Below are 15,339 nucleotides of genomic sequence, written 5' to 3'. Positions count from 1 at the left end.
GCAAATCTCGGGTAGAATAAAAAGTCCCAGCAAGACAACCGGATGGCCTTTGTGAACCAGAACCCAATCCTGCAATCCCTCATTGCCGAGCAACTTGTATCTGATCCCGCCAGCGCCCGCGGGCGTCTGTTAAACGAAGCAGCAAGACTGTTCAGGGATAAAGGCTACGAGCGCACGACGGTGCGGGATCTGGCGGCGGCTGTGGGTATTCAGTCAGGGAGCTTGTTCCACCATTTCCGCACCAAGGAGGAAATTCTCAAGGCGGTGATGGTCGAGACCATTCGGCTGAATACCGCCTTGATGCAGGCCGCTGCCGACCAGGCGGATTCAGCGAGAGAAAAACTGCGGGCGCTGATCAGGGCAGAACTGGAGTCGATTAACGGCCAGACCGGAGAGGCCATGGCGGTGTTGGTGTATGAGTGGCGCAGTCTTTCGGAAAGCTCCCAGGCTGAAGTGCTGGAGTTGCGGGATATCTATGAAGACCTGTGGTTGTCTACGCTCCAACAGCTGTCGAAGGAACACCAGCTTGGAGCGGACCCTTTCATTACCCGAAGAATGTTGACCGGCGCCCTGAGCTGGACGGTCACCTGGTATCGCCCGGAACGGGGTGGTCTGACCCTCGATGGACTGACCGATCAGGTGATGGCGATGCTGGGTCTTGATCAATGTTAATGTGCACAAGTCACAAAGTGGCACGCTTGTTCCGAAATGCGCTACATATTTAACTCATTGTTATAAAACAATAAATAATAAAAAAATTCGATTCATCCCGGGCCATTGGCCTGATCGGCATGTCGGTTTCGGCAATAAAGCCATTTCTGTCTGACAATATTCCTCGCATTCTTGCTCTCGTTCGAGCTCTGGCCAGAGGTATCCGGAGCTGGTTCACGGGTTGACGAGAATTAAATGTGATAAGAATTTCTCGCACTCCCTTACATACAAAAACAATGTCAGACAGGTCGAATTATGATCTCCTCAATGGTCTCTCAAGCGCGTCGGTTCTCGGCTCGTGTTCGCCAGGCAATGCTGGGAAGTTCGGTACTGCTGCTGGCCGGATGTTCTGCCAACCCTATCTACACCACCACCGGCATCGTGTTGTCGAACTACTCGGAGTCCGAGGCAACCCCCTACGTTATGCAGATGTCCGATCCGGGCATGGCCTGTGCGCTGGGTGAGGGCACGGATCCGCTGGTTTACTCGTTTTCGAGAGTCACTGATTCACCGGACTCAACCGGTTCCCTGCTCATGCTGCTGGCGGCGAATTGCATGGAATACCGGGCCTGGGAGGCTGAACTGGCTTATCTGCGGGCGGAATACCGTGGCGATGTTCCCGCCGCCAAAGATGCCCGGGAAGTCTCCAAAAGACTCTACGCGCGCACCGCTGAGCGCCGCTACGAAGCCTTCAAGCGTGCCATGGCCGCCTACGATTTTGACCCGGCAGCCGAACCTCTGGAATGCCCGTTCCTTTTCAGTGATCAGGACGAACTCACGTTCCTGCTCGGGCTGCTAACGGGGATGCAGGCCATTGTGAACGACTCCAACTCCGGCGCCCTGGCGGGTGTGCCTCGCAACATTGCGCCCCAGGCCGAGCGTGCCGCCCAGTGCGTGGATAATGAAAAATGGGGCGGTTTGCCCAACGCCGTTCGCGCCCTCGTCTGGTTACTGTTGCCTGACACCCGACCGGACCTGTCTCCAGACCCCTGGCAGGTGATGGAAAACAGCGCAGAGCTGAGTGTTGAGTCCGGTATCCGTGCCTCTTACGCCGTTCAGGTAGTCGCTGCGGAAACCTTTGGGCGACCGCAGGTGCTGGCACAGGCCATTTCGGAATTCGCAGAGGCTGAAGAGCGCATCGAGGTTTGGGAAGAATATCGGCTTGTGGACGAAGTGGCCCGCAGGATTGTCCAGTTCGCATCGGACAAACACTGGAGCGCCAACTACGGCCACCGCACACCACGGACCTTCTTCGGCAAGATGAGTCCGGAGCGCAATACCGAGAACGTTGAAACCATGGATCTGGAAGGCCTGCTCTGAGGCTGGCCTTTCAGTTATCTATGACTTAAAGATCAAAAACACAAGAATGACCCGGAGGTCGTCATGATTCGCAAATCCCTTGCAGCCTTGTCTCTTGCCATTGTCGCACCACTGGCATCTGCCCAGTCGGTTTCCATGTGTGTGTTTGATGTCATCGGCGCTAACGGCGACGTCTACAACATGGTCAAGGACTACGCTCTGGAAATGAAAGCCCATGGGGTCGATTTCCAACTCAAGCCCTACACTGATGAAGGCGTGGCCATTGGCGACTTCAACGCGGGCCAGTGCGATGCCGTCGCCGCGACCGACATCCGTATTCGTCCATTCAATCGTTTTACCGGAAGCATCAGTGCCGTCGGTGCCCTGCCAAGTTACGACGACCTGAAAACCCTGCTGGCCACCCTGGCACAGCCCAAGGCAGCGTCCCTCATGAAGGACGGTGGCTATGAGGTGCTGGGCATTGTACCGGCGGGTGCCGGTTATCTGTTTGTGAATGATCGCAGCATTGATACAGCGGGCGAGCTGGCCGGAAAGCGTATTGCCACCCTGGACTACCAGAAAGACGCCATTCACATGGTGAACTATGTAAAAGCGACGGTGGTTCCCTCTGATATCACCAACTTTGCTGGCAAGTTCAACAATGGGTCGGTCGATACTGCCTATGCGCCTGCGTTCGCCTACCAGGCTCTGGAGCTGTACAAAGGGATCGGCGACAAGGGTGGCATTGTCGACTATCCGCTTGCCCAGCTGACCATTCAGATCATTGCCCGTGATGGCGTGATCGAAGACGACACGGCCCAGAAGGCCCGGGAAGTTGCCTGGGGCATGTACCCACAGGCAATGAATCTGATTAAAAGCCAGGAAAACGGGATTCCTGACGAGCAGTGGATACGGATCCCGGAAAAGGACATCGTTGGTTACCAGGAGATGTTCCGCCAGAACCGTCTGGAAATGCGCGATGGGGTTGACGGAGCTCCCAACGTTTATCACCCGAAAATGCTGAGCCTGCTCAGCAAGATCCGATGTGCCAGCAATCCCGGCGCCTCCGAGTGTACAGCGGAAAACCGGGAATAAGCGGAGAGCCTGACCATGAACTGGCGCGCAATGACTGCAACCGGCGTAAGAACGTTGTATCCCATGCACAGACTGCATGGGATGATTCTGCTGCTGTTGCTTCTGGCCACCCTGCTGCTGGGGATGGGCAACTCGCTCCACTCCCGGTTGCTATGGGTCGGCGAGCAGGTATGGCCTAACTATTACCTGCTCAATCCGGATGCAACAGAGCCTACCTGCAACCTTTTCATGGACATTGATAAAGAGGTAGAGCGACGGGTCCAGGCCTATAAGCCAGACCCGGACGACCTGTTCAGTTCGCCGCCGGATCCCCAGGCTATCCGGCAGTCCCTGCAGAGTAACCTGGCGCTGTGTGAGCAGCGCCACCTGCAGTTTGCCGAAAACCAGAAACACGCCACCTGGGCGCTCGGTGTCTACAAGGCTGTAGAGCAGGGTTTGGCCGACTTCCTGCTCGATAACATAGACCTGACCAAGTTCCTGTTTATCGGCATGTTTGCTCTGGCTGCCGCCATTGCCGCAATGGATGCCGACCACATTGCTTTGCGTCTGCCCCGCAATCGGGCGGAGTGGCGTTTAAGCCAGGGCGTGCAGTTCGTCATCAACGGCCTGATGGTGCTGTCATTGAACGCTTACATGGGCCGGCTGGCTCAGTCTCCGGGGTCTGAGGCGAACATTGTCCTGCAGTACGCCTGGGCAGGCGTGTTCGGGCTGTTCATGATCATCAATGCTTTTCGCTTCGTCTATGTGCCGGAGCGAATGAGGGCGGGCAGTCTGGCGCTGGCTTCCGGCCTTGTGGTGCCGCTGTATTGCACCATGGGCTTCATTGCCATGAGCTATTTTTTCTTTGTGGATGGCTACTCCTCCGGGCTGGCAATCTACTTCGGCATGATGTCGAACCTGTCCTCCATGTTCATCAACATCGGACTGTACGTGCTGGTGGGCATGATGCTCAAACAGACCCGGGTTCCAGAGCTGTTGCTGAACTTGGTGAAGCCCTTCAATCTGCCTGCACCCTTGCTGGCTTCGGTAATCATCTTTGCCACTGCCTTCCCGACAGCATTTACCGGAGCCTCCGGCATTTTCATTCTGGCCGTGGGCGGGGTTGTCTACGACGAGCTTCGGCGGGCCGGGGCAGGGCGTCAATTGTCACTGGCCACGACCGCCATGTCGGGCAGCCTTGGGGTGGTGCTCAATCCCTGCCTGCTGATTGTGGTGGTTGCCGCACTGAACAAGGAAGTGACCACCACCGAAATGTATGGATGGGGGTTCTGGGTGTTCATCATGTCGGCCACCCTGTTCTCCTTTGTGGTGTGTAAGACCGAAGGCAACTGGAGACCAAGGCCGGCCCCGGGTGCATTCCGCGCGGCCGTCATGGAGCTGCGACCGTTGTTGCCTTATGCACTGACGGCAACGGCAGTGATCCTGGCCATCTGGGCGATCCTGGGGCTTCAATTCAACGAGTACAGTGCGCCTTTGATTTTGCCGCTGGTAATGCTGGCGCTGGTTGCCCTGGACGCCGGCCGGAATAGCCGTGACGAAGGCCAGAGCCGTACCAGTGCGTTTTTCTCCCGAAGCACAGCGGCTGCCAGCGATTCGGCTGTGCACATTGGCGCACTACTGGCGCTGATTGGTTTCTCGATTTGCCTGGGCGGTATTCTTGAGCGTTCTGATATTGTTCATGCCCTGTTCCCGGAGGATCTGACCAGCCCCTGGATTGCCATGCTGGTAATCGTGGTCATGCTGACGGTGATCGGGATGGTGATGGATCCGTTCGGTGCCGTCATACTGGTTTCCGCCACTATTGCCCAACCGGCCCTACAGATTGGCATTGATCCACTGCATTTCTGGATCGTCTGCCTGGTGGCATTTGAACTTGGCTATCTCAGCCCGCCGGTTGCCCTGAATCACCTGCTGACCCGGCAGGTGGTGGGTGAAACCGAAGTGCTGGCAGCGGAACGTACCGGCACCTTCTGGCACCGCTATGAGAGATTGTTGCTGCCGCTGGTTGTGATGATTCCCACGCTTCTGCTGGTGGCCTTTGTGCCCATGCTTTTCTACGCTTTGTAAGGCCAGGAGAAGCGAAGTACTATGAAAGAACCCGCGATGCCAAGGCCCGCGGGTTTTTTCATGGGGCCCGTGAAGGTCTGACACAGGTCGATCAGGGATGTCTGGCCGTATACTCTGTGAACAGTTTCAACAAAGAATAAGAGAGACGCCGTGAGATTGTCGAGTCTTGCTTTTGTTGTGGTGCCAGGGATGGCATTGCTCACCGGTTGTGGCGGTGGTTCGGGCGGTTCCGATGCCGTTGCACCGATAGCGCCGCCCAGTCCGCTTTCCGGGGTTATCAGTATTGAAGCCAACAGCCGGGTTGATCAGGACACGATGGACCAGTTGGGGCTGGATGGGGCGAGACCTGCGACCGTTTCACTGGGACTGCCGGACAACTTTGTGCTGGCCGGTTACCTGGCAGGCAGTGGTGGGAGCTATCCGACGCTCACGGATCAAGGCGTTATTTTTAGCTACGAGAGCGATGCTGAGGACCTCTACAACGTGCCTATGGCAAAAGGCCAGGCGATTGTACTCGAGGCTTTTGGTAGTCGGGCAGGTAATCCGGCACTAAGGATTGAACTGACGGATAACGGAAGAATAGTCGATAGCGCGGAGACTGGAAGTGCCGGGTCTCGTGTTGTTGTCGAGTTGGGGGATGAAGCGGAAGGGGAATACAGCCTGACAGTGCGTACTCTCGGTAGTGGGCCTGCCCGTTACGTTATATCCAAGAACTCCGTCGGAACCGCAACACAACTGAATTTTGATTGGCCTGACTATGACTTTGTTCAGGGCGAGGCGTTGGTCTCCATGGCGGAGGGAAAGACCAGTAGTTTCGCCGTAAATGCTGGAGTCTCAGGGCGGCATTTGGGCGGTGCGGACTGGCTGGTATCAATGCCTGTAGTGGCGACTTCATCAGCGGCAAATAGTGGGATTGCTGGCCAACAGATCACGCTTGAATGGATCAGAGAGCTGAGAAAGCGGCCGGAATACAAGTCGGTGGTTCCTAATTATTTCTTTCGCACCCAGGCTACGCCGATTGATGAACCAGATTATTCCCTGAACTGGCACTACGACCTCGTTAATGCGCCGATCGCCTGGCAGATCGGTAACGCTGGCTTGACGCCCGTTCACGTTGCTGTGTTGGATAGCGGCCTTCTGCAAGACAGTGAAGGTCATTGGCATCCGGATCTTCAGCAGAATGTCGCCCCGGAAGGTCGAGATTTTATCGATGGTGGTGAGCCGGTTGATCCCGGAAGTAGCGTTGGCGGAGATGTTTATCATGGCACCCACGTAGCAGGCACTATCGGGGCCGCCCTCAACAATGAGGGGATTGGCGGAATTGCTTTTGAAAGCAAGATTGTTCCGGTGCGTGTGCTTGGTGAGGGTGGCGTTGGTACGTCGGATCAGCTCATAGCCGGGATTCGCTGGGTAACAGGTGAAACCAGCGGTGGATCGCCAAAAGCTCAGGTCGTTAATATGAGTCTGGGTGGGCTGCCCCAGATCGAAGCGCTGGAAAGCGCGCTGCGATATGGAGTGAGTGAAGGTCTGCTATTTGTGGCAGCCGCCGGAAATTCGGCTACGTCAGTACCGTCGTATCCGGCGGCATCCAGTCATGTGCTTTCAGTCAGTGCCGTTGACGCTGGAGGCCGCCCCGCCTCTTATTCCAATTTCGGTAGCTGGATTGACCTTGCGGCTCCTGGGGGCGATGCGAGCCGGGATGGCAATCTTGATGGCCTGGCCGACGTGGTCTGGTCGACCAGCGGAGAGCGTCGTGGAAGTGTTTCTGTGCCGGGTTATCGTGGGCTGCAGGGCACCTCCATGGCATCGCCGCATGTAGCTGGTGTTTTGGCCTTGATGAAGTCGGAAATGCCGAACCTGAACACAGTAACCGTTAGGGGGTGGTTAGAATCGGGACTGCTAACACAGCCTCAGGATGGCAGAACTGATCGCCTGGGGTGGGGGATTATCGATGCAGGCAAAGCTGTGGCCAAGGCTATCGACGGTGAACCTGTCACTGTCCTTTCTGCTTCACCCGCCGTGGTTAGCCTTAGCAATGAAGGTATATCAACACAGTTGGTTGAGATTCAGAAATTCGGAGACGCCTCGGTTTCCGCCGAAATGGTCGCGAGTCAGCCGGAATGGCTGGGCGCTGAACTATCCGGGAGTGCAGAAAGTGGTGATCTGGAATTAATGCTGACACTCAAACCAGATCTCCTGGACCCCGATGAGCCAGCCAGAGGGGCCGTTGATATTGCATACGAGGTCGATCTATCCCCGAACACATTGAGCATCCCCGTCATCGGGCAGCTGCTCAGCGATGAGCGTGCTCGAGATGCCGGGCGACATTTCGTCTTGCTTGTAAGCAAAGAGCCGACTGATGGCGGCTTTTATCTTGCGCAGTCTCAGGTCGTTGCAGATGTCGAGAACGGTCAGTATCGCTTCAGGTTTGAGCCGGACGATGGAGAAGAACCGAGACGGCTTTCTGAAGTTACCCCTGGTGAGTACTTTCTGGTTGCTGGAACAGATCTAGATGGAGATGGATTGATTTGTCAGGCGGGTGAAGCCTGTGCGGAGTATCCTGTTTCAGGCTTGCGAGAAGTGATCACCATAGAAGACGGCCAAAGCCTGTCTGATATCCGCATGACCACCAGTTTCTCGCGTCCAACCATTTCTACCTCCAACCCTGATATCCTTCCCAGGCCCGGGTTTAAAGGTTACAGATTACTGGAGCCTGACCGGGCGCCCTCGACCAACGACGGAGCAAAAGCAGTTCAATGAACAGGACTCTGGTTCGATCATTTATCACCTCCGCTGCGATGCTGTTTCTGGCGGCGTGCAGCGCCACGGGCGGTCCCGGCGAGGGTGAGGGTGTCATGGTGCGGCAGATTACCCAGTCCGCTTATTGCGGCCTGACGGGGCCGGGGGTGGCGTTTGTGCGTTCGGAGGCCGGTCGCGAAGCACTCCTGGATGTCAGTGGCCAGAATATGGCCACGGATGTGGTGCGCAAGGTTGATCTGGCCCGGGAGGCACTGGTGATGGTCACGCTCGGCCAGAAACCAACCGCCGGTTACAGCGTCGGGCTCCAGTCTGCGCTGGCGCAAGGCGAGAGTCTGGTGCTCGACATGCGGGTGAATGAACCGGCGCCGGACATGATGGTGGCCCAGGTGATCACCTCGCCCTGTGCGGTACTTGCGGTTGAGCCTCGGGGCTGGCAGCAGATTCGTGTGCAGGGTCTGACTGAGCAGCCACTGGTTCGGACGCTTGAAAACTGAAACCACTTGGCGCCGCCACAAAACAACCGTTGATCTTTCAGCCTGAATCCCTAAGCTATGGCGCAACGATCATTTGCGGAGCCGTGCCATTCCTATGAGCGAGCAACAGTACAACGCCGATGCCATTGAAGTCCTGAGCGGTCTTGATCCGGTGCGCAAGCGCCCGGGGATGTATACCGACACGTCGCGGCCCAACCACCTGGCCCAGGAAGTCATTGATAACAGCGTTGACGAGGCCCTCGCCGGCCACGCCCGGCGGATTGATGTGGTGCTGCACAGCGACAATTCCCTGAGTGTGGAGGACGACGGCCGGGGCATGCCGGTCGATCTGCACAAGGAAGAAGGGCTGCCCGGGGTGGAGCTTATCCTTTCCCGGTTGCACGCCGGTGGTAAATTCTCCCAGGGCAACTACAACTTCTCCGGTGGTCTGCACGGTGTGGGTGTTTCCGTGGTCAATGCCCTGTCCACGCATCTGGAAGTGACCATCAAGCGGGATGGTCAGGTGCATCGGATGACGTTCGCCAACGGTGACAAAGCCTCCGAGCTGGAAGTGGTTGATACCGTAGGCAAGCGCAACACCGGTACCCGCCTGAAGTTCACGCCCGACCCCAAATATTTTGACAGTCCCAATTTTTCGGTCAGCCGCTTGCGCCACAACCTTCGTGCCAAGGCGGTTCTTTGCCCGGGACTGACGGTGACCTTTCTGCAGGAGAAGACCGGCGAGAAAGACGAGTGGTTCTACGAGGACGGTCTTCGGGATTACCTGAGAACGGCTCTGGCCGATATTGAAGCGGTGCCGCTGGAACCCTTCACCGGCAGTTTCTCCGGCAACAAGGAAGCCGTGGACTGGGCTATCCAGTGGCTGCCGGAGGGCGGTGATGCGGTACTGGAAAGTTATGTCAACCTGATTCCCACTGCTCAGGGCGGTACCCACGTCAATGGTTTGCGCACCGGCCTGCTGGAAGCCATGCGGGAGTTTTGTGAATTCAGAAACCTGCTGCCCCGGGGGGTAAAGTTGTCGCCCGAGGACATCTGGGAACGGGTGGCCTATGTGCTGTCGTTCAAGATGCAGGAGCCCCAGTTCTCCGGCCAGACCAAGGAACGGTTGTCTTCTAGGGAAGCCGCAGCCTTTGTATCCGGCGTGGTGAAAGATGCCTTCAGCCTGTGGCTGAACCAGCACACCGACATTGCCGAAGCCTTGGCGGAACTGTTTATCAGTAATGCCCAGCGCCGGTTGAGGGCGAGCAAAAAAGTGGCCAGAAAGAAGGTGACCTCTGGCCCGGCGTTGCCTGGCAAGCTGGCGGACTGTTCCGGCGGTGATACCGCGAGATCGGAGTTGTTCCTGGTGGAAGGTGATTCCGCCGGAGGTTCCGCCAAGCAGGCCAGGGATCGGGAATTCCAGGCAGTCATGCCGTTGCGGGGTAAAATTCTGAACACCTGGGAAGTGGACTCGGGTGAAATCCTGGCGTCCCAGGAAGTACACGATATTGCCGTTGCTATTGGTGTGGATCCGAGCTCTGACGACCTTGCCGGCCTGCGCTATAACAAGATCTGTATCCTGGCTGATGCGGATTCGGACGGCCTGCACATCGCCACGCTGCTGTGCGCTTTGTTTGTGAAACACTTCCGGCCGCTGGTGGCGGCCGGGCACGTGTTCGTGGCGATGCCCCCTCTGTACCGCGTGGATCTTGGCAAAGAAACCTTCTATGCCCTCGACGAACACGAGAAACAGGGCATCATCGACCGCCTGGCCGCGGAAAATCGCAAAGGCAAGATTCAGGTAACGCGCTTCAAGGGACTGGGCGAGATGAACCCGTTGCAGTTGAGAGAAACCACCATGGCACCGGACACCCGCCGTCTGGTTATGCTCACTCTGGAAGAAGGGGATGACACCGACGAGCGGATGGACATGCTGCTGGGCAAGAAGCGCGCTTCGGATCGCCGGGCCTGGCTGGAAGCTTACGGAAACATGGCCGACGTGGCGGTTTGATATTCCATAATCAGCTATAAAAATCGATAGTTATTCTTTCTCAGAATTGCTTTGCCTCGCTATCCTGCCAGTTTTCAAACCGGAAAAGACCGAGTTATGGACTGGCAAGGATGGTTTTCCCTGGGGTTGGCGCTTACCGCCCTGCTATTGATGAGTTCAGGCCGCTTTGCACCGCATCTGGTGATGATGGCGGTGCTTGTGGTGCTCAGTGCCAGTGGCATCATCTCCGCCGATCAGGCGCTGGCCGGATTCAGTAACAGCGGCTTGATCACCGTGGTGGCCATGTTTGTGGTGGCCGCAGGCATTCATCATTCCGGCGGTGTCGATCTGCTGGTTAACCATCTGCTTCGCAATCCCAAATCGGTCCGTTCCGCGCAGGCTCGCATAGCGCTGCCGGTTTCCCTGCTGAGTGGCTTCCTCAACAATACACCGGTGGTTGCCACCATGATTCCCGCCGTCCATGCCTGGTCCCGGAAGATCGGTATTTCACCCTCCAAGTTGATGATTCCGCTGAGTTACTCAGCGATTCTGGGCGGCACACTGACACTGATTGGCACCAGCACCAATCTGGTTGTGAATGGTCAGTATCAGCAGCTGACCGGTGAGGCCGGGTTCTCGATCTTTTCCATTACGGCGGTTGGTTTACCGGTGGCCATTATCGGTCTGGCGGTCATGCTTCTGGTCATGCCGCGGGTGCTGCCAGACCGTAAGGATCAGCAGAAGTTTGGCTCCATGAGGGAGTTCACGCTGGAAGTGGCGGTGTCCTTTGAAGGTCCGCTGGTGGGTCGGACCGTAGGTGAAGCTGGCTTGCGGGAACTGGAGCGATTGTATCTGGTGGAAATCGAGCGGGATGGCAGTGTGGTCACTGCCGTTCCCTCGGAAGAACGGCTGCGCGGCGGCGATCGGCTGGTGTTTGCGGGCGATACCCAGGCGATCTCTGACCTGTTGCGCATCAATGGCATCGTGCCGTCGGTGCACGACGATGAGCCCAGTCTCAGTCAGGATCGTGCCGAGCGGCGGTTAGTGGAAGCCGCTTTGTCTCCGCAATCGGATGTGCTGGGCCTGACCATCCGGGACGCAAGGTTCCGGGACCGTTACGGCGCCGTGGTGCTGGCGGTGGCCCGGGGCGGCGAGCGTGTGTCAGGCAACCTCGGCAACATTCGCCTGAAACCTGGCGACGTCCTGCTGCTTGAGGCGCGTCCGGCCTTCGTCAGCCGTCAGCGCTACAACAAGGATTTTCTGCTCATCAACGACCTGGAAACGGAAACGCCCCGACATGACCGGGCCTGGCTTTCCTGGGGGATCCTGCTTGTGTTGGTGAGCCTGGCGGCCTGCGGGGTGATGAGTATGCTCAACGCCGCCTTACTGGGAGCCGCTCTGATGATCCTGTCCGGCTGCTGCTCGGTGGGGCAGGCTCAGAAATCGGTGGATGTGCCGGTCATCCTCACCATCGCAGCGTCCTTTGCGCTGGGAGCGGCATTGGAGGAAACCGGAGCAGCGGCGTTTATGGCCGAGGGTATTCTGGCTTTCAGTGCAGGCCAGGTGCTGCTAACACTGTTTCTCGTATACTGCGCTGTGTCGTTTCTGACCGAGGTCATCACGAACAATGCCGCAGCTGTACTGGTGATTCCGGTTGTGCTGTCGATGACCGGGAGCATGGGGGTGCCTGCAGAACCCTTTGTTATTGCAGTGATGATGGCAGCCTCCGCCAGCTTCGCCACGCCATTGGGGTATCAGACCAATATGATGGTGTTTGGTCCTGGTGGCTACCGGTTTTCCGATTTCGTGAAAGTGGGGTTGCCCATGAATGTGCTGGTGGGGTTGGTAACGGTCGCGGTGATTGCGGTGGTTTACGGGTTGTGATCCGCGTTGGCAAGAATATCGCAGCAGAGTACCCGCAGTTTGCCGTCCTGACGGAAGGCCAGTGACAGGGTCACGCACATGTAGGCGCCAGTGACGCACAGATAGGGAGTGGTCACATGAATGTTCTCTGGCTGGGCCAGCGCCTGGCGGAGATACTGCTGGCGAAACCAGTCTGCACTGCTGGTGTTTTCCAGTGGTCGGAATCTTGGGTCCTGCTTTTTAACGGCGGACTCGGAAACCAGAGTGTCTTCCAGCTGAACGCCCTGATCGTCCACCAGATAGCAGCGGGAAACCGTGTGGTGGCTGAGCAGCTCAAAGCAGGCCTGATCCATGGACAGACCCTTCTGCAGGCGTTCGATCACCCGCCGGAAAGGCCCGCTGAAATGGTTGACGACCAGTTGGGTCGGGTCGTGGCTAATCTGCTTGCTGCTTTTGTACTCTTCGAGCAAATCCTCGAAATTCATTGTGCTTTGGGGCAGTTCGTCCAGTTCCAGGCAGGGTCGGCGAAAGTAGAAGCCCTGTACAAAGTCGACACCGGCATCAATGGCAATCATGGCCTGATCCCGGGTTTCCACTCCTTCCAGCAACACCAGGCAGCCAGATTGATGCAGCAGGGATACCATGCCGTTCAGTATCTGCCTGGCGCGGCGATCTTCGGTTGCCCGGGTCAGCAGGGTACGGTCCAGCTTGACGATGTCCGGTGACAGATTCCAGATGCGCTCGAAATTGGAGTGCCCGGCACCAAAATCGTCAATGGCGGTCAGACACCCCAGTTTGCGGTAGTAGGCAACGGTATCCCGTAGCCGTTCAGCATCGTCGGTTGGCTGTTCAACGATTTCCATTACGATTCGATGTGGCGGCAGCCCGGTTTTCTCAAGCAATTGTCCAAAAAAGGAATCGGATTGAGAGCCGGAGGTGACCACCCTCGGGGAGACGTTCAGGAACAGCCAGTTGACCTGATCCTTGATCTCGCTGTAGTTGCGAATGTGCAGGTACCGGCAGAGTCTGTCCAGCAACAGATTTTCGGCTTCGGATGCGGGCAGCTCGAACAGGTGCAAAGGCAGAACAGCTGAATTGTCGTTATCGAAGGCCCGGATCAGGGCTTCATAACCGACGGTACGTTTGTGGGAAATGCTGTAAATCGGCTGAAGGGCGGTGCGCAGTTTGAGCCCGCGAAAATCCGCTGTCCACACCTGACCCTGCTGATTAAGCATGGGGGAAAGCAGGTCTACTTCCGGCGCGGGTAGCGAATCGGGAAGATTGTGGGACATAGGCAGGTCTGTACCCTTCAACGAATACATTGGCGCAGTACTGAAGTACACGCCAATCTGTTAGCCACTGTGCCTGTGTCCCTGGCATGGACGCCTGAAATTCAGGCGTTACCTCATCAATTCGTCGAAGGTTGCCAAAAAACAAGAACCATTACCACTACTTAATGCATAAAAGACGAAACAGTTTGTATCTTTCAGGCATTAAAACGGTGGTAAAGAAAACCCGGCAGTAGCCGGGTCTGTATCAAATCAGTTGTTGCTGGGTACTACCACAGACTCGTCAAATTCAAGTTCCATGTCGTTTCCTCTCGGTCACTGAGGCCCCGGACGGGGCGGATTAAAAGTATGGTTAAAGTTTATCGCTGTCATAATTTTCAACAATCCGTAAAACCGCATACGACCAAAGTGGTTGCTGTCAAGTGTTTGCGGATCGTGGATGCTATGGTCAGAAAATCTGATGCAGGCCAGCAAAACATTTTGATTTTGGTCAGCTCTCTGTCCTTCTAGACTATGCTGATCTTATCTGGAGGACGTGGAAAAGCCGTTTGGGTCCACATCAGCAACGGAGGCGATTGTTTTTATGCAGGCAAAGAATTCAGAAGACGCATACGGGTGGGTGGCAATCCTGCTGCATTGGCTGGTGGCCGTCACCATTATCGGCCTGTTTGCCCTGGGCTTCTGGATGGTCGATCTCTCTTATTATGATCCCTGGTACCGACAGGGGCCGGACATCCACCGCAGCGTGGGTATTCTCCTGTTCATGGCGATGGTGCTCAGACTGGTCTGGCGGCTGTTAAGCCCGCTGCCCAGGCCTTTGCCCAATCACCAGCGCTGGGAGGTGGTTTCTGCTCACCTGGCGCATGTGGCGCTGTATCTGTTGATCTTTGTCGCCATGATCAGTGGCTATCTGATTTCAACGGCTGACGGCTCTGCGATCCATGTGTTCGGCTGGTTTCAGGTGCCATCGGTGACAGGCCAGGTGAAAGGCCTCGAAGATACGGCGGGAGCCATCCATTACTGGAGCACCTGGGCGATTGTCGTCCTGGCCGGCGTTCATGCGCTGGGGGCGTTGAAGCATCACTTGATCGACCGGGACAGTACGCTTCGCAGAATGCTTGGGTTGGCCTGACAGTTCCGGGACAGCTAACTCTCTTAACGCAACGCAAAACAGACTCAAAAGGAGTGAATAATGAAGAAGATTCTTCTGGCTTCAGCCATTTCAGCCGCGATGGTTGCCTCTGTGCAGGCAAACGAGCACAGCGGTACTTACGCCTTCGATACCCAGGGCACGCACCAGTTCGTAACCTTCAAGATTTCCCATCTGGGCTACAGCTGGCTGTACGGTCGATTCAACGATTTTGATGGTGAGTTCACCTACGATGCGGACAATCCCGAAAACAGCTCTGTATCAGTAACGATCGATACCTCCAGCGTTGACAGCAACCATGCCGAGCGCGACAAGCATTTGCGCAGCGAAGACTTCCTGTATGTGAGTGAGTTCCCGGAAGCCACGTTCAAAAGCAAGCGCGTAGTGGTTGACGAGGCCGGTGAGGCGGACATCATTGGTGATCTGACTCTGCGTGGCGTTACCCGGGAAATCACCCTGGATGCGGAGCTGGTTGGCCACGGTGAAGACCCCTGGGGAGGCTATCGCATGGGTTTTGAGGCTGAAACCGAGTTGCGCCTGAAGGATTTCGGCATTCCCATGGATCTTGGCAAAGCCTCCGAAACCGTGGAAATCGAAATCTCGGTAGAAGGCATTCGCCAGTAATCGGATCCTTCCGGCGAT

11 protein-coding genes are annotated in these 15,339 nt (G+C 56.7%); 10 read left to right on the top strand and 1 reads right to left on the bottom strand.

All coding sequences use genetic code 11. The features are described 5' to 3' along the window. The first annotated feature begins 42 nt into the window (after positions 1-42). From C7436_RS06870 to C7436_RS06835, 8 genes are all read left to right on the top strand, one after another. Positions 43-672 (top strand): TetR/AcrR family transcriptional regulator, encoded by a 630-nt coding sequence (locus C7436_RS06870; RefSeq protein ID WP_114434154.1) that lies wholly within the window; start codon positions 43-45, stop codon positions 670-672. 294 nt (positions 673-966) lie between these two features. Beyond that, positions 967-2,031, top strand: coding sequence for a hypothetical protein (locus C7436_RS06865; protein ID WP_121207152.1), 1,065 nt, complete (start codon positions 967-969; stop codon positions 2,029-2,031). A gap of 63 nt (positions 2,032-2,094) precedes the next feature. Continuing rightward, positions 2,095-3,105, top strand: coding sequence for a putative solute-binding protein (locus tag C7436_RS06860; protein WP_022991428.1), 1,011 nt, complete (start codon positions 2,095-2,097; stop codon positions 3,103-3,105). A gap of 15 nt (positions 3,106-3,120) precedes the next feature. Beyond that, positions 3,121-5,172, top strand: a complete 2,052-nt coding sequence (locus tag C7436_RS06855; RefSeq protein ID WP_114434156.1) for a TRAP transporter large permease subunit — start codon at positions 3,121-3,123, stop codon at positions 5,170-5,172. 150 nt (positions 5,173-5,322) lie between these two features. Next, positions 5,323-7,932, top strand: a complete 2,610-nt coding sequence (locus tag C7436_RS06850) for a S8 family serine peptidase (RefSeq protein WP_228198073.1) — start codon at positions 5,323-5,325, stop codon at positions 7,930-7,932. Next, on the top strand, positions 7,929-8,426 hold the full coding sequence (locus C7436_RS06845) for a protease complex subunit PrcB family protein (protein WP_114434158.1): 498 nt from the start codon (positions 7,929-7,931) through the stop codon (positions 8,424-8,426). The genes C7436_RS06850 and C7436_RS06845 overlap by 4 nt, the downstream gene beginning before the upstream one ends. Positions 8,427-8,520: 94 nt before the next feature. Then, positions 8,521-10,416, top strand: coding sequence for a DNA topoisomerase IV subunit B (gene parE, locus C7436_RS06840; RefSeq protein ID WP_114434159.1), 1,896 nt, complete (start codon positions 8,521-8,523; stop codon positions 10,414-10,416). Positions 10,417-10,512: 96 nt separating this feature from the next. Further along, positions 10,513-12,279 (top strand): SLC13 family permease, encoded by a 1,767-nt coding sequence (locus tag C7436_RS06835; RefSeq protein ID WP_011786238.1) that lies wholly within the window; start codon positions 10,513-10,515, stop codon positions 12,277-12,279. On the opposite strand, the gene C7436_RS06830 is transcribed toward C7436_RS06835, so the two are convergent. After that, complete coding sequence (locus tag C7436_RS06830; protein ID WP_011786237.1) at positions 12,267-13,550, bottom strand: EAL domain-containing protein; 1,284 nt, start codon at positions 13,548-13,550, stop codon at positions 12,267-12,269. The genes C7436_RS06835 and C7436_RS06830 overlap by 13 nt on opposite strands. A 580-nt stretch (positions 13,551-14,130) precedes the next feature. Here C7436_RS06830 and C7436_RS06825 point away from each other — a divergent pair. Then, on the top strand, positions 14,131-14,679 hold the full coding sequence (locus tag C7436_RS06825; RefSeq protein WP_113879990.1) for a cytochrome b: 549 nt from the start codon (positions 14,131-14,133) through the stop codon (positions 14,677-14,679). A 60-nt stretch (positions 14,680-14,739) separates the two neighbouring features. Continuing rightward, entirely contained in the window at positions 14,740-15,321 is a 582-nt protein-coding gene (locus C7436_RS06820) for a YceI family protein (RefSeq protein WP_011786235.1), read from the top strand. The last annotated feature ends 18 nt before the right edge of the window (positions 15,322-15,339 follow it).

This window comes from Marinobacter nauticus, from assembly GCF_003634635.1.
Classification (GTDB): Bacteria; Pseudomonadota; Gammaproteobacteria; order Pseudomonadales; family Oleiphilaceae; genus Marinobacter; species Marinobacter nauticus.
Note: the sequence above shows the minus strand (reverse complement) of the source record. Positions and strands in the feature narration are given on the sequence as shown.

Coding starts and splice junctions, on each gene's coding strand:
- C7436_RS06855 (WP_114434156.1), top strand. CDS start 3,121: ATGAACTGGCGCGCAATGACTGCAACCGGCGTAAGAACGTTGTATCCC.
- C7436_RS06830 (WP_011786237.1), bottom strand. CDS start 13,550: ATGTCCCACAATCTTCCCGATTCGCTACCCGCGCCGGAAGTAGACCTG.
- C7436_RS06860 (WP_022991428.1), top strand. CDS start 2,095: ATGATTCGCAAATCCCTTGCAGCCTTGTCTCTTGCCATTGTCGCACCA.
- C7436_RS06835 (WP_011786238.1), top strand. CDS start 10,513: ATGGACTGGCAAGGATGGTTTTCCCTGGGGTTGGCGCTTACCGCCCTG.
- parE (WP_114434159.1), top strand. CDS start 8,521: ATGAGCGAGCAACAGTACAACGCCGATGCCATTGAAGTCCTGAGCGGT.
- C7436_RS06870 (WP_114434154.1), top strand. CDS start 43: ATGGCCTTTGTGAACCAGAACCCAATCCTGCAATCCCTCATTGCCGAG.
- C7436_RS06825 (WP_113879990.1), top strand. CDS start 14,131: ATGCAGGCAAAGAATTCAGAAGACGCATACGGGTGGGTGGCAATCCTG.
- C7436_RS06865 (WP_121207152.1), top strand. CDS start 967: ATGATCTCCTCAATGGTCTCTCAAGCGCGTCGGTTCTCGGCTCGTGTT.
- C7436_RS06820 (WP_011786235.1), top strand. CDS start 14,740: ATGAAGAAGATTCTTCTGGCTTCAGCCATTTCAGCCGCGATGGTTGCC.
- C7436_RS06845 (WP_114434158.1), top strand. CDS start 7,929: ATGAACAGGACTCTGGTTCGATCATTTATCACCTCCGCTGCGATGCTG.